This window comes from Stenotrophomonas sp. TWI1409, from assembly GCF_039673015.1.
Lineage (GTDB): Bacteria > Pseudomonadota > Gammaproteobacteria > Xanthomonadales > Xanthomonadaceae > Stenotrophomonas > Stenotrophomonas maltophilia_A.
On sequence record NZ_JBDJKU010000053.1, the window covers coordinates 1 to 22,415 of the forward strand.

At 67.5% G+C, this 22,415-nt stretch carries 23 protein-coding genes; 10 read left to right on the forward strand and 13 right to left on the reverse strand.

The annotated features are described in order from the left end of the window. The first annotated feature begins 184 nt into the window (after window positions 1-184). The 3 genes from ABE423_RS15815 to ABE423_RS15825 are packed head-to-tail and all read left to right on the forward strand — an operon-like array spanning window position 185 to window position 2,416. Window positions 185-1,240 carry an ATP-binding protein gene (locus ABE423_RS15815; protein ID WP_125893552.1) on the forward strand — a complete coding sequence of 352 codons (1,056 nt, stop codon included), beginning with the start codon at window positions 185-187 and terminating at the stop codon, window positions 1,238-1,240. Further along, window positions 1,233-1,874: a response regulator gene (locus ABE423_RS15820; RefSeq protein WP_125893554.1), complete on the forward strand. Its 642-nt coding sequence runs from the start codon at window positions 1,233-1,235 to the stop codon at window positions 1,872-1,874. Before ABE423_RS15815 ends, ABE423_RS15820 begins: the two co-directional genes overlap by 8 nt. Then, window positions 1,871-2,416: a DUF1697 domain-containing protein gene (locus tag ABE423_RS15825; RefSeq protein ID WP_125893556.1), complete on the forward strand. Its 546-nt coding sequence runs from the start codon at window positions 1,871-1,873 to the stop codon at window positions 2,414-2,416. Before ABE423_RS15820 ends, ABE423_RS15825 begins: the two co-directional genes overlap by 4 nt. A gap of 111 nt (window positions 2,417-2,527) precedes the next feature. On the opposite strand, the gene ABE423_RS15830 is transcribed toward ABE423_RS15825, so the two are convergent. Together ABE423_RS15830 and ABE423_RS15835 are read right to left on the reverse strand one after the other, a co-directional pair. Further along, window positions 2,528-3,700, reverse strand: a complete 1,173-nt coding sequence (locus ABE423_RS15830) for a low temperature requirement protein A (RefSeq protein WP_125893558.1) — start codon at window positions 3,698-3,700, stop codon at window positions 2,528-2,530. Between the two features lie 9 nt (window positions 3,701-3,709). Then, a complete protein-coding gene (locus tag ABE423_RS15835) occupies window positions 3,710-3,976 on the reverse strand; it encodes a hypothetical protein (RefSeq protein ID WP_125893560.1) in 267 nt (88 codons plus the stop codon). Between the two features lie 203 nt (window positions 3,977-4,179). Here ABE423_RS15835 and ABE423_RS15840 point away from each other — a divergent pair, with 203 nt between their 5' ends. From ABE423_RS15840 to blaL1, 4 genes are all read left to right on the forward strand, one after another. After that, the gene (locus tag ABE423_RS15840; protein ID WP_065723390.1) at window positions 4,180-4,704 is read left to right on the forward strand and encodes an RNA polymerase sigma factor; all 525 of its coding nucleotides are present in this window, start codon (window positions 4,180-4,182) and stop codon (window positions 4,702-4,704) included. Further along, window positions 4,701-5,552: a FecR domain-containing protein gene (locus tag ABE423_RS15845; protein ID WP_125893562.1), complete on the forward strand. Its 852-nt coding sequence runs from the start codon at window positions 4,701-4,703 to the stop codon at window positions 5,550-5,552. Before ABE423_RS15840 ends, ABE423_RS15845 begins: the two co-directional genes overlap by 4 nt. Before the next feature lie 71 nt (window positions 5,553-5,623). Further along, window positions 5,624-8,053 carry a TonB-dependent receptor gene (locus ABE423_RS15850; protein ID WP_125893564.1) on the forward strand — a complete coding sequence of 810 codons (2,430 nt, stop codon included), beginning with the start codon at window positions 5,624-5,626 and terminating at the stop codon, window positions 8,051-8,053. Window positions 8,054-8,148: 95 nt separating this feature from the next. After that, a complete protein-coding gene (gene blaL1 / locus ABE423_RS15855) occupies window positions 8,149-9,021 on the forward strand; it encodes a L1 family subclass B3 metallo-beta-lactamase (RefSeq protein ID WP_125893566.1) in 873 nt (290 codons plus the stop codon). A 128-nt stretch (window positions 9,022-9,149) separates the two neighbouring features. On the opposite strand, the gene ABE423_RS15860 is transcribed toward blaL1, so the two are convergent. Both ABE423_RS15860 and ABE423_RS15865 read right to left on the reverse strand, forming a co-directional pair. Beyond that, on the reverse strand, window positions 9,150-9,689 hold the full coding sequence (locus ABE423_RS15860) for a DUF411 domain-containing protein (protein WP_125893568.1): 540 nt from the start codon (window positions 9,687-9,689) through the stop codon (window positions 9,150-9,152). Between the two features lie 477 nt (window positions 9,690-10,166). Continuing rightward, window positions 10,167-12,452, reverse strand: a complete 2,286-nt coding sequence (locus ABE423_RS15865; RefSeq protein ID WP_346486684.1) for an FdhF/YdeP family oxidoreductase — start codon at window positions 12,450-12,452, stop codon at window positions 10,167-10,169. A gap of 243 nt (window positions 12,453-12,695) precedes the next feature. On the opposite strand from ABE423_RS15865, the gene fdhD reads away from it, so the two are divergent. After that, window positions 12,696-13,544, forward strand: a complete 849-nt coding sequence (gene fdhD / locus ABE423_RS15870) for a formate dehydrogenase accessory sulfurtransferase FdhD (protein ID WP_125893572.1) — start codon at window positions 12,696-12,698, stop codon at window positions 13,542-13,544. 38 nt (window positions 13,545-13,582) lie between these two features. Here fdhD and ABE423_RS15875 read toward each other — a convergent pair whose 3' ends face one another. Beyond that, window positions 13,583-14,119, reverse strand: coding sequence for a peroxidase-related enzyme (locus ABE423_RS15875; protein WP_125893574.1), 537 nt, complete (start codon window positions 14,117-14,119; stop codon window positions 13,583-13,585). 105 nt (window positions 14,120-14,224) lie between these two features. Here ABE423_RS15875 and ABE423_RS15880 point away from each other — a divergent pair, with 105 nt between their 5' ends. Next, window positions 14,225-15,106 carry an AraC family transcriptional regulator gene (locus tag ABE423_RS15880; protein ID WP_346486687.1) on the forward strand — a complete coding sequence of 294 codons (882 nt, stop codon included), beginning with the start codon at window positions 14,225-14,227 and terminating at the stop codon, window positions 15,104-15,106. Between the two features lie 117 nt (window positions 15,107-15,223). On the opposite strand, the gene ABE423_RS15885 is transcribed toward ABE423_RS15880, so the two are convergent. From ABE423_RS15885 to ABE423_RS15920, 8 genes are all read right to left on the reverse strand, one after another. Then, a complete protein-coding gene (locus ABE423_RS15885) occupies window positions 15,224-15,781 on the reverse strand; it encodes a TetR/AcrR family transcriptional regulator (protein WP_346486689.1) in 558 nt (185 codons plus the stop codon). A 4-nt stretch (window positions 15,782-15,785) separates the two neighbouring features. Next, window positions 15,786-17,318 carry an MFS transporter gene (locus ABE423_RS15890; protein WP_346486691.1) on the reverse strand — a complete coding sequence of 511 codons (1,533 nt, stop codon included), beginning with the start codon at window positions 17,316-17,318 and terminating at the stop codon, window positions 15,786-15,788. A 152-nt stretch (window positions 17,319-17,470) separates the two neighbouring features. Continuing rightward, complete coding sequence (locus tag ABE423_RS15895; RefSeq protein WP_125893582.1) at window positions 17,471-18,217, reverse strand: hypothetical protein; 747 nt, start codon at window positions 18,215-18,217, stop codon at window positions 17,471-17,473. Next, on the reverse strand, window positions 18,217-18,831 hold the full coding sequence (locus ABE423_RS15900) for a DUF3299 domain-containing protein (protein ID WP_125893584.1): 615 nt from the start codon (window positions 18,829-18,831) through the stop codon (window positions 18,217-18,219). Before ABE423_RS15900 ends, ABE423_RS15895 begins: the two co-directional genes overlap by 1 nt. Beyond that, on the reverse strand, window positions 18,821-19,372 hold the full coding sequence (locus ABE423_RS15905) for a DUF3299 domain-containing protein (RefSeq protein WP_125893586.1): 552 nt from the start codon (window positions 19,370-19,372) through the stop codon (window positions 18,821-18,823). Before ABE423_RS15905 ends, ABE423_RS15900 begins: the two co-directional genes overlap by 11 nt. A gap of 2 nt (window positions 19,373-19,374) precedes the next feature. Then, window positions 19,375-20,628, reverse strand: a complete 1,254-nt coding sequence (locus tag ABE423_RS15910) for an ABC transporter permease (protein WP_125893588.1) — start codon at window positions 20,626-20,628, stop codon at window positions 19,375-19,377. Next, a complete protein-coding gene (locus ABE423_RS15915) occupies window positions 20,621-21,316 on the reverse strand; it encodes an ATP-binding cassette domain-containing protein (protein ID WP_125893590.1) in 696 nt (231 codons plus the stop codon). Before ABE423_RS15915 ends, ABE423_RS15910 begins: the two co-directional genes overlap by 8 nt. Further along, window positions 21,313-21,846 (reverse strand): DUF2796 domain-containing protein, encoded by a 534-nt coding sequence (locus ABE423_RS15920; RefSeq protein ID WP_125893592.1) that lies wholly within the window; start codon window positions 21,844-21,846, stop codon window positions 21,313-21,315. The genes ABE423_RS15915 and ABE423_RS15920 overlap by 4 nt, the downstream gene beginning before the upstream one ends. A 32-nt stretch (window positions 21,847-21,878) precedes the next feature. Here ABE423_RS15920 and ABE423_RS15925 point away from each other — a divergent pair, with 32 nt between their 5' ends. After that, window positions 21,879-22,355 (forward strand): MerC domain-containing protein, encoded by a 477-nt coding sequence (locus ABE423_RS15925; protein ID WP_197615631.1) that lies wholly within the window; start codon window positions 21,879-21,881, stop codon window positions 22,353-22,355. The last annotated feature ends 60 nt before the right edge of the window (window positions 22,356-22,415 follow it).

The window sequence follows — 22,415 nt, forward strand, 5'->3', positions numbered from 1 at the left end:
CGGCAACCCCGTGATCTCCGGAAGTACCGTGCAGTTGCCGGCCAGCGGCCGGCACTACCAGGCATCGTTCTGGTTTGTGCCGGCCAACGGTCGGCACCCACCACACAAGAGCACGCCGACCCAGGTCGGCATCCACCAATGCCGGCTTTGCTATCCTTTCCGCCCACGCCCGGGAGCTTCCCCGATGCCATCGCTGTCGCCCCGCCGCCCGCTGGTGCTGCTGGCCCTGATCGTCGTGATGGCGGCGATCTTCCTGATCGACACCGTCACCGATTATGCGGTTGCCGCGGCCTGCTTCTACGCAGCGGTCATCCTCGCCGCGTCGCGCGTGCTGAGCGCGCGCGGGCTGATCACGCTGGCCATCGCCTGCATCGCGCTGACCGCCCTCAGCTTCTTCCTGACCCGCTTCGGCACCTACCGCATCGGCCTGGTCAACTCGGTGATCGGCATGCTGGTGATCGGCATCACCACCTACCTGGCGTTGAAGATGGAAGCGGCCAAGGCCGCAGTGCAGGAAGCACAGGGCCGGCTGCTGCGGGTGGCGCGCGCGTCGACCGTGGGCGAGCTGACCACCTCCATCGCACATGAAGTGAACCAGCCGCTGGCGGCCATCGCCAGCAGCGCCGAAGCCTGCCAGCGCTGGCTGGCGCAGGACCCACCGAACGTGGACAAGGCACGGCAGACCGTGGCCCGCATCCTGGCCGATGCCCATCGCGCCGGTGACGTGATCGCCCGCATCCGCGGCCTGACCCAGGGTGCGGCACCGGAACGACGCGCGTTCGACCTGAACCAGGCGGTGGAGGAAATGCTGGCGCTGTCGCGCAGCGAGCTCGACCAGCACGGCGTGGCCGTGGCCCTGCTGCTCGATGCCGACCTGCCGCTGGTGCAAGCCGATCGCGTGCAGGTGCAGCAGGTGATCGGCAACCTGATCCTCAATGCGGTGGACGCGATGGAAGCAGTGCCGGCTGCCGATCGCCGCCTGTCCCTGTTGACCCAACGCGACGGACAGCGGATCAGCCTCAGCGTACGCGACCGTGGTGTCGGCCTGCCCGCCGATCATCCCGAGCGTGTGTTCGATGCGTTCTGGACCACCAAATCACACGGACTCGGGCTGGGATTGAGCCTGAGCAGGTCGATGATCGAGGCCAACGAAGGCAGGATCCGAGCCGAGCGCCCCAGCGGCGGAGGTGCCTGCTTTGTGTTTGACCTGCCCGTTGCCACGGAACGCCCTCATGCGTAAGCCCGCTGCACCCGCCGCCGATCCGGCACCCATCGTCTACGTGATCGACGACGATCCGTCGGTGCGCGCCGCGCTGGAAGACCTGCTCGCCTCGATGGGCCTGCAGGTACGGGCCTTCGCCTCCACCCAGGCGTTCCTCGAACACGAACTGGAAGATGCACCGGCCTGCCTGGTGCTGGACGTGCGCATGCCCGGCCAGAGCGGGCTGGAGTTCCATCGCACGATGGGCAGCCACGGCCTGCAGCTGCCGGTGGTGTTCATCACCGGCCACGGCGATATCGCAATGGGTGTCAACGCGATCAAGGACGGTGCCATCGAGTTCCTGACCAAGCCGTTCCGTGACCAGGAACTGCTGGATGCGATCCACAAGGGCATTGAGATCGACCGCCAGCGCCGCCGTGACGGCGAGGCGCTGGACGCCCTGCAGCAGCGCTGGAACACCCTCAACCCCGGCGAGCGCGAGGTGGTCGACGGTGTGGTGCGCGGCCGCCTCAACAAGCAGATCGCCGGCGACCTCGGGGTCAGCGAGATCACGGTGAAGGTGCGCCGCGCACAGGTGATGCGCAAGATGGGCGCGCGTACGCTGGTCGACCTGGTGCGCATGTACGACCGCTTGCAGGCAGGTTCCCCATGAGCGTGCATGTCGCACTGCTGCGAGCAGTCAATGTCGGAGGTACCGGCAAGCTGCCGATGGTTGAACTGGTGGCGATGTGCGAAGACGCCGGCTTCACCGACGTCCGCACCTATATCGCCAGCGGCAACGTGGTGTTCCGCAGCGGACTTGACGAAGCCGGCGTGCGGAAAGCCCTTGGCCAACGGCTGCAGGCCTATGCCGGAAAACCGGTGGGTGTATTGGTGCGCTCCGCAGCCGAGATCGCAGCGGTTGCCGCCCGCAATCCGTTTCCGCATGCCGCCGGCAATCGCGTGGTCGCGCTGTTCGTGGATGAGGCACTGCCCACGGATCCCTTGGCCGGGGTGACCGGCCTGCGCGATGAGCAGCTGGCTCTGGGTACCCGCGAGATCTTCGTCCACTATGGCGACGGCATGGCCGACTCACGCCTGCGGATTCCCTATGCCCAGCAGGGCACCGCCCGCAACCTCAACACGGTCGGCAAGCTTGCGGCAATGGCCGCCGCACTCGGCCAGGTCACCGCAGACGGTAGAGGGCGGCGGTAGAGTCGACTGTCAGTCGACTATCGCGCGCAGCGCGGGATTTTCCGCAACCTTGTGGAAGAGCAGTCGACTAACAGTCGACTCTCCCCGGCACGGGCTGGATACCGGACAAGATCACGCCCGTTGCAGGCGGTGCTTCAACCGCGTATCCATCAACCCCACCGCCAGCAGCACCGCGCTGGTCAACCAGCCAGCGGCCAGCAGATGGGTCTGCGGCAGTACGACACCCAGCACGCCCAGCGCCACCGCACCGATCAGATGCGAGTACGGTGCGCGACCGTACACCACGCGCTTGTACAGCGCGCTGCCCAGCAGGTAGATCAATGGCCCTGCAACCAGCACGGCCGCATATACCGGCGTCACCGCAGCGTGCGGGTGGTCCATGACCAGGTCATTGCCCACCGCCGTAGCGATGATCCCGGCGATCAGCAGCGCGTGCACATAGTGGAAGTTGGCCCCCATCCGCCCGGGGTCTTCAGCATGGCTGATGGCCTCGGTGGCGTCGCGGCTGGAGATGCCGAAGTACAGCCACCACATGGCGATCGTGCCGGCGAAGGTGGCAAGCACCGCCGACACCACCGCCCCGCTCCACTGCTCGACTTCGCTGAGCACGCCACCGGTGGCCAGCAGCGTCTCGCCCAGTGCGACGATGACGAACAGCTGGCAGCGCTCGGCCAGGTGCCCACCTTCGATGGTCCACTCGCGGGTGTGCGAACGGCCCAGCCCCGGGAACGCGAAGCCGAACATCGGCGAGACGTACTCGCAGGCCACCGCCACCGCCCACAGCGCCAGCCGCGTATTGCCCTCGGCTGCCGCGCCTGCCAGCCAGAAGCAGGCCGATACGCTCACCCAGGCCAGCATGCGGCGGAAGTTCGGCGCCAGCGGATGCGTGCGACCGACCTCCAGCAACACGAAGGCGGTGCGCCCGACCTGCATGGTGGCGTAGGCCCCGGCAAACACCCAGGCGCGGTCAGCGAACGCCTCGGGAATGGACGACGACATCAGCAAGGCCAACAGCATGGTGGCAAACAGCAGGCCACGGATGCGCGGTGCCTCCGGATCGAACCAGTTGCTGACCCAGCAGGCATACTGCCAGCCCAGCCACACCGCAAACCACAGCACCAGGGTCTGCAGCACGCCGGCCAGGTCCAGGTGGTGCAACAGGTGGTGGCTGAGCTGGGTGACCGCGAACACGTAGACCAGGTCGAAGAACAGTTCTTCGTAGGTCACGCGGGCGTGGTGGCCGTCGCGCTGGCGCAGGGCCGGCAATCGCAGTCGTGTACTCATGGCTTTCCTTCAGCGCGCCAGGCGCCAGTAGAGCAGACCGGCCAGCAGGGCCGGCACCGCGAACACCAGCAGCAGGATCGGCAGTTCTTCACGTATCCCGTAGCCGGCCCTGCTGACGCCCACCCACAGGTTGGCCACCGTCACCAGCAGCCAGGTGGCAACGAATGCGATCAGGGCCGTGGGCAGTTGTGAGGTGCCCACGCTCCACAGCCGCCCGAACAGCAGGAACACCCCAAGCAGCACGACGCCACCCACCATCACCAGAAGCACATGCATGGTCCACCTCCTTGAGCCTGCAGGCAGGCTAGCCGTGGCCGATTCTGCGCTCCAGCCGATGATCGTGGATTCACTTTCCAGGCGCGGCGAACAATCGCCCTGATGATCGCGGCATGGCAAACGAGAACAGTTCCCATTAGTATTGCGTCAATGCGCAGGGATGACCTCCCGGCACCCGCCTTTCACCCTTGCTGCCCGTCCGGATGTCCCAGCCGACACTTCCCCGCCCACCTGCGCTGCCGCTGGTGACCTCGCTGGTGCGCCACTACGAGGAACTGGTGGACTACCTGCATCGCCGGTTCCGCTCGCCCGGGCTGGCCCGCGAAGTGGTGCACGATGTCTGCGTGCGCCTGCTGGAACGCCCGGCCGTGCATGACGCCCGCCAACCGATCGCGCTGCTGCGCAGGATCGCGCACGATGCGGCGGTCGACCGCTGCCGCGCCGAGGATCTGCGCCGGCACTGGGTGGAGCCCCGCGCCGAGCTTCCCGAAGGCGCCTGCGAGCGCCCCGGACCCGAGCGCCAGGCACAGGGCCAGCAGGCGCTGCAGCGGCTGACCACCAGCATCGAGCGCATGCCCTGCCGGCGGCAGCAGGTGTTCATCCTGCACAAGATCCACGAGCTGCCCCAGGCCGAGGTGGCGCAGCGGATGGGCATCGGCCTGAAGGCAGTGGAACGTCATCTGCGCCTGGCCATGGCCGACTGCCGGCTGCACGGTGCGCTGCGGTGAGTCCTGCATCACCCGATCCGGCACCGCCGTCGCAGCCCACCGAACCGTCCGCCGAGGACACGCTCGATCAGCACCGGGAGGCACTGAAGGAGCGTTTCCCGTTGCCAGGCCCGGAACAGCTGCAGCGGCGCCGCGGCGGATCTGGCGCGAAACGGGTACTGCCGGTGCTGTTGCTGGCGGCCGCCGCGCTGCTGCTGGCCGACCCGGCCTGGCAGGTGCGTGACTACCAGACCGCCGTCGGCGAGCGCCGCGACATCGAGCTGCCGGACGGCAGCCGCGTGCTGCTCGACGCGGGAACCCACCTGCAGGTCCGTCGCCATCTGCGTTCGCGGCGGGTGCTGCTGGCGCAGGGCCATGCGCGCTTCGAGGTGCAGCATTCGGCGTGGCGCCGCTTCCAGGTTGATGCCGGGCCGGTACAGGTACGCAACTACGGCACGGTGTTCGATGTTGACCGCCAGGGCGATCTCAGCGAAGTCACGCTGTGGCGCGGCGAGGTCGGTGTCAGCGTGGATGGCGGCGGCACCGAGCAGCGACTGAAGCCGGGGCAGCGCCTGCTGGCCCAGCCAGGCTCGCTGTCTCCGCCGGAAGCTGTGGATCCGGACCGGGCCGACTGGACCTCCGGCCGGCTGCAGTTCGACCGCATGCCACTGAGCGAGGTGCTGCGCATCCTGCAGCGCTATCACGACCGTCCGATCGTGCTGGACGACCCGGCACTGGGTCCGCTGCAGGTGTCGGGCGTGTTCGATGCCGATCGTGCCGAAACGGCGGTCGCGCTGCTGCCGGAGATCCTGCCGGTCCAGGTGCATACCGCCGCCGACGGCAGCCTGCATCTGCGCGCCCGCGATTGATTGCCACGCCGAGGGTGGGTTGCGCGCCGTCCCATCCGGCAAGTGCTTGAACCCTTCCGAAGGACCCCCGCATGACCCGCCCTGTTCCGCCCGCCGCGCTGCGCCGGCTGGCCCCCACCCTGCTCGTTGCCTGCCTGTGTGCGGCGCTGCCCGCCACCGCGCAGACCGCTGCGTCCGCACCCGTCGAACTGCACCTGCCGGCCGGCCCGCTGCAGGCTTCGCTCAACTCGCTGGCGCGGCAGAGTGGCATCCAGCTGCTGTTCGCGGCCGACAGCGTGAGCGGCCGCAACGCGCCCGCCCTCGACGGCCGCTACACCCCGCACGACGCCCTGCAGCGCCTGCTGGCCGGGCAAGGCCTGGCGATGCAGGAGCGCTCGCCGGGGGTGTTCGTGGTGAGTGCCGCGCCAGCATCGCCCAAGCTCCGCGCTCCGGCCCGGGCCGCGTCATCGGCAGCGTCCCCTGCCACGACCACTTCGCTGGCCCGCGTCACGGTATCGGCCTCGACCGCGCGCATGCCGCAGGGCGAGACCGCGATGCCCAACACCATCACCGTGCTGACCCGCGAGGACATCGCGCAGCAGCTGGCGCTGGGCTCGGATGTCTCGCGCGTGCTGTCGGCGCAGATCCCGGCGTTTGCCCCGGCGCGCGAGAAGATGTCCAACTACGGCGAAACCATGCGTGGCCGCGGCATCCTGTACATGGTCGACGGCGTGCCGCAGTCGACGCCGCTGCGCGATGGCTCACGTGATTCGCACACCATCGATCCGGCGATGATCGAACGCATCGAGGTCATCCACGGCGCCAACGCGCTGCAGGGCATCGGCGGTACCGGCGGCATCGTCAACATCATCACCCGCAGCGCGCCCAGCGAGCCGGGCGCCTTCCTGCTCGACACCAACATCAGCTACAGCTCGGCCCTGCCCAGCCGCCGCGATGACAATGGCCAGCGCGGCTCGGCACTGGTCGGCGTGCGCGGCGAGCAGTTCGATCTGGTGGCCGGCCTGGCCTATGAGAAGCAGGGCCTGTATCACGACGGCCAGGGCCGTTCGATCGGTACCAACGCGCAGGGCGAACTGATGGATTCGACCTCGTCGAACGTGTTCGCCAAGCTGGGCTGGAACATTGCCGAGGGCCACCGCCTGCAGCTGATGGCCAACCGTTACGAGCTGCGCGGGCTGGACAACTACCTGGCGGTGAACGGTGATTACCGCACCGGCCGCCCGACCATTTCGGTGCCCGGCGATACGCCGCTGGATCCACCGATGAACCGCTCGCGTTCGTTGACGCTGGACTACAGCGCCGCCGACCTGCTCGGTGGCCGCTTCCAGGCGCAGGCCTTCGCGGTGGACTTCGAAGGCCGTTATGGCGCCAGCCAGTGGGATCCGTGGGGCAACACCGGCGCCAACGCCGCCTGGGACCAGACCCAGAACGAATCGGACAAGCGCGGCTTCAAGCTGACCCAGAGCTGGGCCCGCATCGCCGACACCACGCTGGACGTGACCTTGGGCCTTGACGGCCTGCGCGACCGCACCCACCAGGTGCTGCTGGCCAGCGGCATGAACTGGGTACCGCAGACCACCTATCAAAGCCTGTCGCCGCTGCTGCAGCTGCACTGGTGGCCGACCGACCACCTGATGCTGTCCGGCGGCCTGCGCTACGAAAAGGGCGAGCTGGAAGTAGGCGACTACACCACCCTGCCCCGCTACGGCGCACGCAAGGTGGCCGGCGGCAAGCCGACCATGAGCGAGACCCTGCCCAACTTCGGCGCGGTCTGGTACATCAATGACCGCCTCAACGCCTACGCCTCGTATTCGGAAGGCTACACCGTGGCCGACGTTGGCCGCGTGCTGCGTGCAATCAACCGCGACGGCCAACGCGTAGACAATCTGATTGATCTGTCACCGGTGGTGTCGGACAACCGCGAGATCGGCCTGGAGTACGACGATGGTCGTTTCAGCGGTGACATCGCCTACTACACCTCCGAATCCAAGCTGGGCTCGGTGCTGATCTACGATCCGGGCATCGATGCCTATGCGGTGCAGCGCCAGGCCACCCGCGTGGAGGGCTTCGAAAGCAACCTGCGCCTGCGCCTGGGCGACAGCCAGCTGGGCCTGGGTTATGCACGGGCCAACGGCCGCTACGATGCCGACGTCGATGGCCGCCTCGACAGCGACCTGGCCGGCGTCAACATCGCGCCGAACCGGCTGACCGCATTCTGGGAGCAGAGCTGGACACCACAGCTGAGCACCCGCCTGCAGGCCAGCCACGCCTTCGACCGCGACTTCGACCTGCGTGGCGCGCGGGTGGCGGAGTTCAAGGGTTACACCACGTTGGACCTTGTGGCCCGCTACGTGCTGGACAAGCACGCCTTCACGCTGGGCGTGCAGAACCTGGCGAACAAGCAGTACATCAGCTACTACTCGCAGACCACGCCGTCGAACCCGAGCTATTTTTCGGGCCGCGGCCGGGTGCTGACGCTGGGGTGGCAGTACCGGTACTGATCCATGGCGCCCTTATGGGAGCCATGAAATCTATGCGCGACGCGATGAAGGAGGCCCATGCTAGTTTCTGGGCCTCCTTCAAACGGACGTGAACCATGCGTTTTTCCCTGCTCGCCGTCACACTGGCCGCTGTTCTTCCGGTCGCGCACGCCAGCGCCGCCGAGGCACCACTGCCGCAGTTGCGGGCCTACACCGTGGATGCTTCCTGGCTGCAGCCGATGGCACCGCTGCAGATTGCTGACCACACCTGGCAGATCGGCACCGAGAACCTGACCGCGCTGCTGGTACAGACCAGCGAAGGTGCGGTGCTGCTGGACGGCGGCATGCCACAGATGGCCGGCCACCTGCTCGACAACATGAAGGCACGCGGCGTGGCACCGCAGGACCTGCGTCTGATCCTGCTCAGCCATGCGCATGCCGACCATGCAGGCCCAGTGGCGGAACTGAAGCGCCGCAGCGGCGCGCACGTGGTCGCCAACGCGGAATCGGCGGTGCTGCTGGCACGTGGTGGCAGCGATGATCTGCACTTCGGCGATGGCATCACCTACCCGCCTGCCAGTGCAGACCGCATCGTGATGGATGGCGAGGTGGTCGAGGTGGGCGGCATCGAATTCACAGCGCACTTCATGCCCGGGCACACCCCGGGCAGCACCGCGTGGACCTGGAGCGATACCCGCGAGGGCAAGCCGGTGCGCATCGCCTATGCCGACAGCCTGAGTGCACCGGGCTACCAGCTGCAGGGCAATGCGCGCTATCCGCGCCTGGTCGATGACTACAAACGCAGCTTCGCGACGGTGCGGGCGTTGCCCTGCGACGTGTTGCTGACCCCGCATCCGGGTGCCAGCAACTGGGACTACGCCTCCGGCAGCAAGGCCAGCGCCAAGGCACTGACCTGCAAGGCCTACGCGGATGCGGCCGAACAGAAGTTCGACGCACAGCTGGCCAAGGAAACAGCCGGGGCCCGCTGATTCTGTAGAGTCGAGCTTGCTCGACTGAAGCAGAGCAGTCGAGCACGGCTCGACTCTACAAAGAGCACGCCGAGGGTGGGCTCGGCTCTCCGAAGGGTGCCGGTCAGGACGACCGGCACCGCCGCCTGTCAGCCGCCCTGGCCGTGCTGGGCAAACGGCTCGGTGGTGCCATCGTTGCGCACCAGTTCAACGGTGTACGGCTGCACGTAGCCATCCGGCATTTCCATGCCCGGCGAGCCGGCCGGCATGCCCGGCAACACCAGGCCGCGCGCGGCCGGCCGCTCGGCCAGCAGTCGCTTGATGTCTTCGGCCGGGATATGGCCTTCAACCACGTAACCACCGATCTCGGCGGTGTGGCAGGACGCCTTGCCGACCGGCACACCCAGCCGGACCTTGATCGGGTTCATGTCATCGGTATTGCGCACATCCACCTGGAAGCCTTCGGCCTTCAGGTGGTCGACCCAGATACCGCAGCAGCCGCAGCTGGCGGTCTTGTGCACGATGGCGATAGGCAGTGCCGGATCCACCTGCGACGGGCTGGCCTTGATCGGTGCCGCCGGGGCTTGGCTGGAAACCGGCGCAGCAGGCGATTCTTCGGCAGCACGCGCGCAGGCGGTGGTGGCCAGCACGGTGCCCAGCAGCAGGCCGAGGGAGAGAGAACGGTTCATGGTGTTGATTCCTTTGCAGATGCGGGCAACGCGGCCCGCTGCCTGCGCATCGAAGGCACAGGCAGAGTCGAGAATGAGTCGAGCGGCTACGGCAGGCGCTTGAGGCCTGCAGGGAATCACACGATGGGCGGCCGTAGCGGATCCGGCAACGGCGGCGGTGCGCGTTGCTGGGTGCTGGCTGGCAAAGGCGCCTCGCGCCAGGGTGACGCTGGCGTTCCGCTCAGGGTGGCCAGCATGCCGAGGCTGGCCGGCGGGCATTCGCACTCATCGCTCTGGCAGACCGTTGATGCTGCCTCGTCGCAGCATCCGGCCATGGCCGCCGAATGCGGTGCGGCGCAATGGTCCGCGCTGGACTGCGCCGCGTACGAGGATGAGGCAACCGCAAGCGCCGGTGCATTCAGCACCAGGGCAAGGAGAAGCATCCATCGCAGCAACAGGCCAGGCAGGTTCACCGGACGATGATAGCCGATGAACGCATCACGCAATCGCCTCGGCCATCGCCCGCATCCTTACCGGAATCGACTTGGCCGCTGGGGTACCGCTGACCCGGTCGTAGTAGTCCAGCGGCAACAACGGGTTCAGTTCTGGGTAGTAACCGGCCAGGGCGCCGCGCGGCATCGGGTAGTCCAGCACGGTCAGGCCTTCGATGCGCCGCTGCACGCCATCGCCGCTGATTGTCTCCAGGCTGACCAGCGCCTCCTTCTCCAGCCCGCGCGCCAGCCGATCCTCGATGTTCATGAACAGCACCATGCGATCGTTGTACACGCCGCGGTAGCGGTCGTTGTAGCTGTAGATGGTGGTGTTGTACTGGTCGTGCGAGCGCACCGTGGCCAACCGCAGCATCCCGGGATCGTCCACCGGCGCGTCCACGTCCAGGCCTGGCATCACCAGGATGTTGGCCTTGCCGTTGGGCGTGGGCCACACTCGACGGCGCGGTGGAATGTCCAGATGGAAGCCGTGCGGCTGCTGGATGCGCTCGTTGAAGCCGGTGTAGATCTCCGGGTACACCGCCGCGATCAGCTCCCGGATGGGAGCGTAGTCATGCATGCACCTCGCCCAGTCGACCTTGCTGTGCGGCAATGTTGCCATCGCCATGCGGCAGACGATCTCGACCTCCGGGAGCACGTCCGTGCTGACCGGCTCGAGCACGCCGCGCGAAGCGGTCACGTTCGACATCGCGTCCTCGATGGTGACGAACTGCTCGCCGGCAGACGTAACGATGCGCTCCGAACGCGCGACCACCGGCAGGATCAAGGCATCGCGGCCGTGCACCAGGTGACCGCGATTGAGCTTGGTGGCGATGCCGACCGTCAGCTCCAGGCCGCGCATGGCCTCGTACGCGCGCGGTGTATCGGGCACGGCGTGGATGAAGTTGCCACCCATACCGATGAACACCTTGGCGCTGCCGTCCAGCATCGCCTCGATCGATTCGACCACGTGATGACCGTGCTCGCGCGGCGGATTGAAGCCGAACACCTGCTGCACGCGGTCCAGATAGGCCGGCTTGGGTTTCTCGTCGATGCCGACGGTACGGTCGCCCTGCACGTTGGAATGGCCACGGATCGGCCCGATGCCGGCACCGGGCTTGCCGAAGTTGCCACGCAGCAACAGCAGGTTGGCCACCTGCTGCAGCAGGGTCGAACCATACTGATGCTGGGTCAGGCCCATGCCATAGCAGATCACCGTGGCCTTGGAGCGGATGTAGATCTCGGCGCAGCGGCGGATCTGCGCCTGCGTGATGCCGGAAACCTGCACGATCTCGTCCCAGTCCTGCGCCAGCACGTCATCGCGCAGTGCGTCCAGGCCCACCGTGTGCTCGGCCAGGAAATCGTGGTCAAGCACGCGCTCGCCCTGCGCTTCGCGCTCGAACATCACCTTCATCATGCCCTTGATCAGGGCCAGGTCGCCGCCGATGCGGATGTGCACGAACTCACTGGTGATCTCGGTCGAACCGAACGTGGCCATCTGCACCATGTCCTGCGGTTCGGCGAAACGGATCAGCGCGCGCTCGGGCATCGGGTTGACCGCCACGATCGGGATGCCGCGTTTGCGCGCCTCGACCAGGTTGCTCATCATCCGCGGCGAATTGGTGCCGGTGTTCTGGCCGATCACGAAGATCGCCTCGGCGTGCTCGAAATCCTGCAGCACGATGGTGCCCTTGCCCACGCCGATGGCCGGCGGCAGGCCGCGGCTGGTCGGCTCGTGGCACATGTTCGAGCAGTCCGGGAAATTGTTGGTGCCGAACTCGCGCACGAAGATCGAATACAGGAACGCGGCTTCGTTGGGCGTGCGGCCGGAGGTGTAGAACTCGGCCTGGTGCGGACTGTCCAGCGCCTGCAGATGACGGCCGATCAAGGCAAACGCCTCGTCCCAGCTGCACGGAACGTAATGATCGGTGGACGCGTCGTAGCGCATCGGCTCGGTCAGCCGGCCCTGCATCTCCAGCCAGTAGTCGGTCTGCGCCATCAGCTCGGTGACCGTGTGCTGGGCGAACAGCTCGCGGCCAGCACGGAACTGGGTGGCTTCCCAGGCCAGCGCCTTGGCACCGTTCTCGCAGAATTCCAGTTTCTTGCGTTCGTCGGCATCGGGGAACGCGCAGCTGGGGCACTTGAAGCCACCGGGCTGGTTCATCGCCAGCAGCGCCTTCGAGCCCTTGCCGATCACACTCTGCTGCAACAGCACCTTGGCCGTGGCGCCGGCGGCACCCCAGCCACCGGCCGGCTGGTTGTAGGGCTTGTAACGCGGCGGCTTCTGCTCGGACATGTTCGGGAACCTGGCGGGAGGAACACAGCAATCAACGGCGCGAGACGGGCCAGATGCGGCTTCTGCAGCGCGGCCAGCCCCGCAGTCAAGCACGGACAAGGCCGCTTCGCCAGAGGCAGGCGCTGTTTTCAGCGCAGCGTGCCATGACAACGGTTACACCCGCGTCAGCGCCCGGCCACTGCGCTATTCTCGAAGCCGTGGGTGGTCCACCACCTGCGTATTTCCCTTGCCCGGACGCGCTGCATGCCTGACTCGACCCCGCCGCACATCCCGCCTGCCGGTACGGCCCAGCGCCCGTTGCAGCGCTGGCGCAGCGAGGGGCACCAGCAGCAGGTCGACGTGGTGGCCGAGGAAGTGCCGGTTGCACTGCGCTACAACGGGGCCGCCTTCGCGGTGATGATGGCCACGCCCTGCGACCTGGAAGACTTCGCGCTGGGTTTCTCGCTCAGCGAGGGGCTGATCACTGCGCCCTCGCAACTGCTGTCGATCGAGGTCCGTCCGCAGCTGGAGGGTATCGAACTGCAGATGACCGTTTCCGAAGACGCACCCGGTGCCGATCTGGATCCGGCCAATGGGCGCCTGCTGCCCGGTCGCGGTGGCTGCGGCCTGTGCGGCACGCGCCAGCTGGAGGATGTGCTGCGCCCGCTGCCGCAGATCCGCGAGCGTCGCACCTATCCGCATGCCGCGTTGCAGCGGGCACTGGCCACGCTGGCGCAGCATCAGCCGATGAATGCGGTGAGTGGATCGACGCACGCCGCAGCCTGGGCCGATGCCAGCGGGCGGATTGGCTGGGTGCGCGAGGATGTGGGCCGTCACAATGCGTTGGACAAACTGATCGGCGCCCTGCATCACAACGAGCACGCCATCGACGGTGGGTTGCTGGTGATTTCCAGCCGCGCCAGCTATGAGATGGTCAGCAAGGCGATACGTGCGGGTGCCAGCGTGCTGGCAGCGGTGTCGGCGCCGACCGCGCTGGCGATCGACCTGGCCCGCAGTGCCGGACTGTGCCTGGTCGGATTCGCGCGGGAGAGCGGGTTCAATGTGTATACGCACCCCGAGCGGCTGCAGGCGGACGACAGCCACGATAACTGAGAACGGCCGGGAGCAAGACGCCCCCGGCCTGATGGACCTCAGCGCAGCGCCACCTTGGGGAAGTCCACCGGCACGTCGAACGCCACGTTGACGTAGTTGGTGAACAGGTTGAGCGCCACATGGGCGAGGATCTCGACGATCTGCTCGTCATCGAAGCCGGCTGCGCGCAGCGCCTGCACATCACCGTCGGTGATCTGTGCACGCTGTTCAACCACCTTCAGCGCGAAGTCGAGTGCCGCCGAGGTGGCCGGATCGCTGGACTGGCCGATCTGCGCGGCGGCCATCTGCTCGCTGCTGGCACCAGCCTTGCGACCCAGTGCGGTGTGCGCCGCCAGGCAGTATTCGCAGGCATTGCGGTTGGCGATGGCCACGGCGATCTGCTCACCCAGCAACGGCGACAGGCGACCGCCGCCCAGCGCGCCGAACGAACCCCACATGCTCTGCAGGGCGGCCGGCGAGTTGGCCACGGCGCGGAACATGGCCGGAGTGGCGCCGAACGCGGCGTGGACCTGGCCCAGCAGGGCCTGGCGGTCGGCGGTGGTGTTGGCGGCATCGATCAGGGGGACACGGGACATGGTGGATCTCCTTGGGAAAGCGCCCGGATTGGACGACCCGCTCATCCTAGGTAGACTCTACGGACGTATTGGTCGTAATTAGCCACACATGTTGTCCAGTCGTCCATGAGCATGCCCACCGACACCTCCGCACCCGACCGCCTCTCCTCTCTGCTGGAACGCTTCCGAGTGCAGGCCGCGCTGTTCCACAGCGGACCTCTGTGCGGGCGCCATGTCTTCGAGCCGCAGCCCGGTCGTGCGTTCCTGCACATCCTGCGCCAGGGTGAAATGGAGGTCCGTCACCCCGACGGCGATATCGCGCTGCCGCGGTTGAAGATCGACACCCCGAGCCTGCTGCTGTACCCGCAGCCGCTGCATCATGTGTTCTTCAATGCGCCGCTGGATGGCCCGGACTTCACCTGCGCCACACTCGACTTCGATGGCGGCGCGCGCAATCCCATCGTGCAGTCGCTACCGCCGGTGATGGTGGTGCCACTGGCCGCGATCGACGAGCTGGACGACACCCTGCATCTGCTGTTCACCGAGGCCGACCGCCAACGCTGCGGTTCGCGGCTGCTGACCAACCGCCTGTTCGAGGTGGCGTTGATCCAGATCCTGCGCTGGGTGGTGGACCATCCGGATGCGGCCGGGGTCAGCCATGGGCTGATGCGCGGGCTGTCCGATGCGCGGCTCGCACGTACGCTGGTGGCAATGCACCAGGCGCCACAGGACGAGTGGACGCTGCCGCGCATGGCCGCCACCGCTGGCATGTCGCGCAGCGCGTTCGCAGCGGTCTTCAAGGAGGTGATGCAGGCGACGCCGGCCAGTTATCTGCTGGATTGGCGGCTGAGCCTGGCCTGCGCGCAGCTGCGTGCGGGCGTGGCGGTCAAGCAGGTGGCGATCGAGGTGGGGTTTGCCGATACCGCGTCGTTGTCGAAGGCGTTCCGCAAGCGGTTGGGGGCTTCGCCGAGGGCGTGGTTGGCCGCGAGTGCAGCGCAGGCTGGGTAAATGGATGAGGGGTAGAGTCGACCGCTGGTCGACTATCGCGCGAAGCGCGGGATTTTCGTGAGCAGCCGACCAGCGGTCGGCTCTACCAGGAGCGGCGTCCCCGCGTCGGTCGACGGCTCAGCTGGACGTCCCATCAGACTTCGCCAGCAGCCCGGCGATGCGTTCGGCCACCTGGGCGCGCACGCTTTCATCCAACTGCCCTTCGTACATCGCTTCATAGATCCACAGGCCATCGGCCGCCAGCCGCGCCACGAAGCTGTCGAGCGCGGCCGGGTCATTCTGTCCGGCCGACGGCGGCAACGGTGCCCAGCGCCGCACTGCCGGTCCCCACGGACGCTCGTCGGCGTCCGGGTCGGCCGATTCGAGCATGAACATCAGCTCGGCACGGGTGGCGCTCTGCGCCGAGACGCGCACGAAGGTCTGGTAGCGCTCCAGCGCCGTGGCCTCACCTGCGGTCTTGCCCAGCAGCGATTCCATCGACGCTTCCCAGGCCTGCACCAGATGCTCGTCGATGCCGCGCAGCAGCGCCTCGCGCGACGGGAAGTGATACAGCAGGCCGCCGCGGGTCAGTTTGGCCTCGGCGGCCACCGACTCGAAGGTCACCGCGCGCACGCCGTCACGATTGATCACGTTGACGGCGGCGTCGAGGATGCGGTCGCGCTTGCTGGTTCTCATCGCGTCATTTTACGCGATCGGCCGCACCCTCGCGGCCACCGACGCGCCCCCGCAGCAGGCGCGCGATGATCGCCGCGCCCACTGCCAGCACCACCGTGATCACCAGCAGCACGATCTGGTAGCCACGGTCATATGCGGCCGCAGCCAGCGCGAACCACTCGCCCTGCCCGCTTTCGCGTGCGGCATGCAGCGCCTGGGTGAAGCCGTCACGGGCAAGCTCAGGCATGTCCGCCGAGACCGGCAGGAAGGCGCCGTACATTGCCGCACTCAGGCTGCCCAGCATCGCCACCGCGAGCAGGCCACCAAACTCGTAGGACACCTCTTCCACCGACGAGGCCATGCCCGCGCGGTGCGCCGGCACATTGTTGAGGATGGCAGTGGATGCCACCGAGATGGCCGAGCCCATGCCGAAACCGGTGATCGCCATGCCGGCCACCACCCAGCCGAGGCCGTGCGGGAAGCCGAACGCCACCACGCCGACACCCAGCGCACCTGCGGCCAGGCCGCCGCAGATCAGCGGGCGCAGGCCCACGCGGTGCAGGATGCTGCCACCCAGCAGTGCACTCGGCAGGCTGCCCAGCGCCGCCACCGATACCAGCAGGCCTGCCTGCAGCGGCGTGAAGCCCGCCACCAGCTGGAAGCGCTGGGTGGTGACCAGCTGCAGGCCAGCCATCGCGAACAGGGTGAATACCGCCGACAGCGTACCGGCCAGGAACGCCGGATTGCGGAAGATCGCGAAGTCCAGCAACGGGTACGGCAACTGCTGCTGGCGACGTGCAAACACCGCGCCGCTGATGACGGCCAGCAGCAGCGCACCGGCACCCAGCGCATACGACGGCGGCGTGGCGATCAGCGACTTGATCGCCAGCACCAGGCCGGACAGCGCCGCCAATGCCAGCAACGAAGACACCAGGTCCCACGGCCGCGAGGTATCGCGCTGGCCTTCCGGTGCCAGCAGCAGGGTAGCGACGAAGGCCACCACCACCACCGGCACGTTGATCAGGAACACCGAGCCCCACCAGAAGTGCTGCAGCAGCCAGCCGCCGATGATCGGACCCAGGCCCGCACCGACGATGGCCACCGAGCCCCAGATCGCGATGGCAATGTTGCGCTCGCGCTCTTCGTGGAAGCTCAGGCCGATCAGCGCCAGCGTGGCCGGCATCATTGCCGCTGCACCGACCGCCAGGAACGCACGGGCGGCGATCAGCTGTGCGGCGCTGTCGGCGAAGGCCGCCGCCAGCGAGGCGGTGCCGAAAACCACCAGGCCGATCAGGAACATGCGGCGATGACCGATGCGGTCACCGAGCGTGCCAGCGCCGAGCAGCAGGCCGGCCATCACCAGCGGATAAGCGTTGATGATCCACAGTGCCTGGCCGGCACTGGCCGAGAGTTCCTCGGTCAGGGTGGGTAGTGCGGTGTAGAGCACGGAGTTGTCGAGCGTAACCAGCAACAGGCCGGCGGCGACGGTGAACAACAGCGCCCAGCGACGGGCACGCGACAGGGCCGGAGCACCGGCCAGGGGCTGGGACAAAGCCATGGGAGAACCTGGTGGGGGTGGAATACGGTCATAACTATACCGGATGTCCTGTATAGTTATGACCTTCGGAATCCACCAGTTCAGGGTCTGTAGGGGCAAGTCTGCTTGGCTGAACCGCCAGCCAGGCATGGCCAGGCTCTACTGGCAAACGCTTATCGGCAGTCTTCCGGCAGCGCGGCAATCGCCGACACCACCGCACCCTGCATGCCCTGCCCTACGGCCATGTCCAGTTCCCCGCCCGTTGCCCCATGCTGGCGCCGCAGTTCGTCCTCGCACAGCCCGCGCACCCGCGCACGGGCATTGGCGCGCAGGCTGCTGCACCGCCAATCGGTGCCACCCAGCGGCAACACCGAATACACCACGCTGTTGCAGGCGTTACCGGCCCGCTGCTGCAGCGACAGACCGCCGAAATCACGCGGCTCGCTGCTGCGCTGCGGGTCGAAATAGCTGTCCGGGAAGGTGCGCGCGTACTGCTCGATGTCCACGGCCATGCTGCGTCCACCGGCCAGCGGCATCTGCAGCGGCTGGCCACACGGCGTCGCGTCCGCCCGATGCTGGATGTACTGGTAGATCGGCCGGTCTAGTGATGGATCCTGCTGGGTCACCGCACTGACCGCCGCCAGCACCGGCAGCGATGCACGATTGGCCATGCGCGCCAGCAGTCCCGCCTGCGCCGGCTGGCAGCGGTCGCGCAAGGTCGCCGCAAGCAGGAACAGCACGTCGTTGCGAAAAGCGTGGTCTTCGCCGAGGCGTTGTTCGATGCGCTGGCGGGCATCGGACGAAGGCGGCGGAAATGCGATCGCGGGTGGCGCGATGGGTGCAGCCTGCCGCTGCCACCACACCAGCAGCGCAACCACCACCAGCAAGGCTGCTGCAACGATGGTCCAGCGCGCACGCATCAATTGTGGATCGCCGTCAGTGTCGCCGCAGCCGCGTCGTAGGACGCGCTGGCGATATCCGCATCGAAGCGCTTGACCTGCAGGCGGCCGGCAAGCCGGTACGGGTCCCACAGGTCTCCCAGTGCGATCGGCGTGGCCAGGGTCACATGGATGATCTGGTTCGGTGGCGGTGGTGGCACATGGATGCAGGCACCGTAGAACGGCACGAACAGCAGTTCATCCACCAGCCCGGCGTCGTTGGTGCCCAGCGGCACCACGTAGCCATCCAGATCCACCGCGCGACCGTCGACAGCGTCGACCACGCGCGAAGAGCCGAACTGCTTGGCGCGATCCGGGCTGGAATGGTCGATCTCCTGCCCCGGTGGCGTGCCCGAGCCGGTGTCATCGATCAGCCCGCCCACCCCGTCCATGCCATTGCGTGACAGGCCGATCTGCGGCGGCGGGCGCTGGTAGGTCACTTCGTCGGGCCGCAACGCGTCCCAGCGAGCGATGGGCGCTTCGGTCGTGGCCGGCTGTGCCGGTGCTGCGGCGCCGGTGGTGGCTCCCCCACCCGCCTGCGTACACCCCAACAGGCCCAGGCAGCAGGTCAGTCCGATCAGGACGCTACGGTTCATACGGCCTCAGCTGTGCGTCACGCATGGTGTAGGCGGAACCGGCCAGATCATCGTCCAGCCGTTCGGCACGCAGGGTACCGGCCAGGAAGAACGGCGAATACATGTCCGGCATCTCGATCGGGCGCGGCAGCACCACGTGCACGATCTGGTTCGGCGGTGGCGGCGGCACATGGATGCAGGCGCCGTAGTACGGCACGAACAGGAATTCGGTCAGCCGCCCGTCCTGCGCGTTGGCCAGCGGCACCACGTAACCCGGCAAGCGCACCGGCCGCTGCAATACGGTGTCCACGGTGCGGAACGTACCGAACTGCGGCATGCGCCGGTTGCCGTTGTGCTCGACCTCCGGGCCCTCGCCACGCTCCAGCGCCGCCAGTTCTTCCTTCGGCATCATCTGCAACCAGTCCAGTTCCTGTTCCTCGGCAGCTGCCGGGGCATCGCGATCGATCACCGGCGACGGTGTCAGCGCCTGCACGCCGGTATCGACCGGGTGTTCGCAGGCGCTCAGCACCAGCAAGATTGGCAACAGCGGCAACCAGCGCATGCTCAGCCCCCGGGTGACAGGCCATCGGCCAGCGTGCGCCGATAGGCCAGCAGCGCCGGTACCAGGCCGGCCACCGCGCTGATCGCCAGCACACCTGCGACCCACGCCAGTTCGCGGCCATCCGGCCAGATGTGGGTGATCGACAGGCCAAAGTTGGCCAGCGCCCAGCCACGCCCGGCCAGGCTGGCCACCACCAGTGCGGCCAGTGCGAGCACGCAGGCAAACGCGCTGGTCGCAACCGCCTCCACCACCAGCAGGCTGGCGATATAGCCAGGGCGTGCACCGATGGCACGCAGCACCGCCATCTCGCGCCGGCGCTCCTGCAGGGTCGAGACCAGCAGCGCCACCAGCGAGAACATGCCCAGCAGCACCACCATCGCGCTGATCAGCTGCAGAGCCCGCTCGGCCGTGCCCAGTGACTGCCACAGCTGCTGCAGGGTCACGCCGGGCAGGATCGCCAGCATCGCCTCATCCGGATACTCGTTGATCCTGCGCTGTACCGAGAACGTGGCGATGCGCGAATTCAGGCCAAGCATGAAGGCGGTGATGCTGGTCGGGGTCAGGTCCAGATGGCGCGCCTGCTCGGCGCTGACGCTCTGGCTGCGCAGCTGCACGCCGGAGCGCCAGTCGACATGGATCGCCTCGATGGCCGGCAGCGAGACCAGCACCGACGAATCGACCGGCGTGCCGGTGCGCTGCAGGATGCCAGCCACACGGAACGGCTTGTCGGCATGCGTGGCCAACGTGACCGCGCCGGTGCCATGGGCCAGCACGATCTCGTCGCCGAGGCCGACCTTCTGCGCGTGCGCCACCTCTGCGCCGATCACGGCGTCGTACAGATCGTCGAACGGCCGCCCCTGCGCAAATGCCAGCGCATGCCCCGCGCCGTAACGATAGTGCTCGAAGTAGCCGCCACTGGTGCCGACCACCCGGTAGCCGCGCCACGAATCGCCCAGCGACAATGGCACCGCCCACTTCACCTGCGGCAGCGAGGACAGCTCCTGGTAGGACTGCCAGGACACGTTGTTGGTCGGGTCGCCGATGTGGAACACCGAATACAGCAGCAGGTTCACCGGCCCGGAGCGGGCACCGACGATCAGGTCAGTGCCTGAGACGGTGCTGGCGAAACCTTCGTGCGCCTGCGTGCGCACGCGCTCAACACCGAGCAGCAGCACCACGCTGAGGGTGATCACCAGCACGGTGAGGCTGACGCTCAATGCGCGGCTGCGCAGGCTGGCCCAGGCAAGTTCAAGCATGGGTGCCACCTGCGTGATTGATCTGCGACAACGCGATGGTGCGGTCGAACAAGGGCTGCAGGCTTGCATCGTGACTGACCACCAGAACCGTGGTACCGGCGGCCCGGCACTGTGCGGACATCAGCTGCAGGAAGGCGGTCGCGGCTTGGCGATCCAGCGCCGAGGTCGGCTCGTCGGCCAGCAGTACTGCGGGGCGGCCGATCAGGGCGCGTGCGGCGGCCACGCGTTGCTGCTGGCCGACACTCAGGGTACCGGCCGCACGCTTGGACAGCGCCGGGTCCAGCTGCAGCGCTTCCAGCAGGCGCAGGATCTCGTCGTCCAGCGGCCCGCTGATGCGCTCACTGCGCACCGGAGAAAAGCGCAGGCCAAGCGCGATGTTGTCGCGCACGCTGAGGAACGGCAGCAGGTTGAACTGCTGGAAGATCACGCCCAGGTGATCGGCACGGAAGCGATCGCGCGCGGCACCTCTCATGCCCTGCAACGCCTGGCCGGCCACCTCGACACGGCCCTTGCCGGGCAGCAGCACACCCGCCAGCAGGCCCAGCAGGGTGCTTTTGCCACCGCCACTGATTCCGCGCAGCAACACGCTGCTGCCCTGCTCTATCAGCAGCTGCGGGATGTCCAGCACCAGGCGTGTTGCGTAGCCGAACTGCACATCCTCCAGTGCAATCACCGCTGGCGTGCTCACGGCGCCAGCACCACGCGCAGGTTGTCGGCACTCAGCACGCTGCGGTCCTGGCCGTTGGCGGTCGCACTGTTGACGATGACTTCGTGCAGGCCGGGGAACAGCACGGGAAGGCGTAAGACGATGGCGCGCAGCTCGGCAGGTTTGGCACAGTGGTACTGCAGCGTTGCGCTGAAACCTGCGTGCCGATGCTGCCCTGGCGGCGGCGCGGCGGCCGTCGCGTCGAAGCCCTCTGCATCGGCTTTACCGCTGGCCAGGCGGCAGTTGGCGGCGGTGGGCAGGGTGACCCAGCTGCCGCCCTTCAGCAATGCCGTGGCGCGCGACAGTGCCGCCTGCTCGGTCGCGTTGGCGGGCGGTCGCTCGAAATCAAGAATGCCGATGCCCGGCGCCTGCAGGGCGAACTCCAGCGTTCCCTGGTCGAGAGCGAGATCAACAGTGGCCTGGCCGTGCACGTGTGGCGCGTGCTGGCGGACATCGTGTGCCTGCGCCGCGTTGGCAGCCAGCAGCAGGAAAAGAGCAGCAGGAAGCTTCATGGGGGAGACTCCAATTGTTACTATGTAACATAATGGACCACATCCCCCCGACCCCCGCAAGGGCTCTGGCCCAGCCGCCAACTTCGGCACGCTGGCATCCCCGTTTCGATCTGGCCGGCGCCTGGCTGTCGCTGGCCTGCGCCGCCCATTGCATCGCCCTGCCACTGCTGCTGGCCTTCGTGCCAGCGGCAATGATGGCGCTGCGCTCGTTCCAGCACCCCGGCCACGGCGTGATGACGCTGCTGTTGATGATGTCGCGCTGGGAATGGTTGTTCGCATTGATGGCCTCGACGTTGGCGCTGGCCAGTACCACGGCCGGGCTGCACCGGCATGGGCGCTGGCTGCCGGTGCGGCTGGCCGTGGTTGGCGCGATCCTGCTGGTGTCAGCGTCGCTGTACCTGCCCTTGAAGGAATCACTGCTCTGGCATGGCGTGGCCACCGCCTGCGGTGGCGTGCTGCTGGCATGCGCGCACATCGGCAACCGGCGGGCATTGCACGGCCCACGATAGCGCCGGGCCATGCCCGGCGGGGTGCCGCCATCCACGCTTGGCGTGGATCTACCGTGGATT

Bases quoted from the DNA above. Each gene is read 5' to 3' on its own strand.
- ABE423_RS15815 (WP_125893552.1), top strand. From the start codon at position 185: ATGCCATCGCTGTCGCCCCGCCGCCCGCTGGTGCTGCTGGCCCTGATC.
- ABE423_RS15820 (WP_125893554.1), top strand. From the start codon at position 1,233: ATGCGTAAGCCCGCTGCACCCGCCGCCGATCCGGCACCCATCGTCTAC.
- ABE423_RS15825 (WP_125893556.1), top strand. From the start codon at position 1,871: ATGAGCGTGCATGTCGCACTGCTGCGAGCAGTCAATGTCGGAGGTACC.
- ABE423_RS15830 (WP_125893558.1), bottom strand. From the start codon at position 3,700: ATGAGTACACGACTGCGATTGCCGGCCCTGCGCCAGCGCGACGGCCAC.
- ABE423_RS15835 (WP_125893560.1), bottom strand. From the start codon at position 3,976: ATGCATGTGCTTCTGGTGATGGTGGGTGGCGTCGTGCTGCTTGGGGTG.
- ABE423_RS15840 (WP_065723390.1), top strand. From the start codon at position 4,180: ATGTCCCAGCCGACACTTCCCCGCCCACCTGCGCTGCCGCTGGTGACC.
- ABE423_RS15850 (WP_125893564.1), top strand. From the start codon at position 5,624: ATGACCCGCCCTGTTCCGCCCGCCGCGCTGCGCCGGCTGGCCCCCACC.
- blaL1 (WP_125893566.1), top strand. From the start codon at position 8,149: ATGCGTTTTTCCCTGCTCGCCGTCACACTGGCCGCTGTTCTTCCGGTC.
- ABE423_RS15860 (WP_125893568.1), bottom strand. From the start codon at position 9,689: ATGAACCGTTCTCTCTCCCTCGGCCTGCTGCTGGGCACCGTGCTGGCC.
- ABE423_RS15865 (WP_346486684.1), bottom strand. From the start codon at position 12,452: ATGTCCGAGCAGAAGCCGCCGCGTTACAAGCCCTACAACCAGCCGGCC.
- fdhD (WP_125893572.1), top strand. From the start codon at position 12,696: ATGCCTGACTCGACCCCGCCGCACATCCCGCCTGCCGGTACGGCCCAG.
- ABE423_RS15875 (WP_125893574.1), bottom strand. From the start codon at position 14,119: ATGTCCCGTGTCCCCCTGATCGATGCCGCCAACACCACCGCCGACCGC.
- ABE423_RS15880 (WP_346486687.1), top strand. From the start codon at position 14,225: ATGAGCATGCCCACCGACACCTCCGCACCCGACCGCCTCTCCTCTCTG.
- ABE423_RS15885 (WP_346486689.1), bottom strand. From the start codon at position 15,781: ATGAGAACCAGCAAGCGCGACCGCATCCTCGACGCCGCCGTCAACGTG.
- ABE423_RS15890 (WP_346486691.1), bottom strand. From the start codon at position 17,318: ATGGCTTTGTCCCAGCCCCTGGCCGGTGCTCCGGCCCTGTCGCGTGCC.
- ABE423_RS15895 (WP_125893582.1), bottom strand. From the start codon at position 18,217: ATGCGTGCGCGCTGGACCATCGTTGCAGCAGCCTTGCTGGTGGTGGTT.
- ABE423_RS15900 (WP_125893584.1), bottom strand. From the start codon at position 18,831: ATGAACCGTAGCGTCCTGATCGGACTGACCTGCTGCCTGGGCCTGTTG.
- ABE423_RS15905 (WP_125893586.1), bottom strand. From the start codon at position 19,372: ATGCGCTGGTTGCCGCTGTTGCCAATCTTGCTGGTGCTGAGCGCCTGC.
- ABE423_RS15910 (WP_125893588.1), bottom strand. From the start codon at position 20,628: ATGCTTGAACTTGCCTGGGCCAGCCTGCGCAGCCGCGCATTGAGCGTC.
- ABE423_RS15920 (WP_125893592.1), bottom strand. From the start codon at position 21,846: ATGAAGCTTCCTGCTGCTCTTTTCCTGCTGCTGGCTGCCAACGCGGCG.
- ABE423_RS15925 (WP_197615631.1), top strand. From the start codon at position 21,879: ATGGACCACATCCCCCCGACCCCCGCAAGGGCTCTGGCCCAGCCGCCA.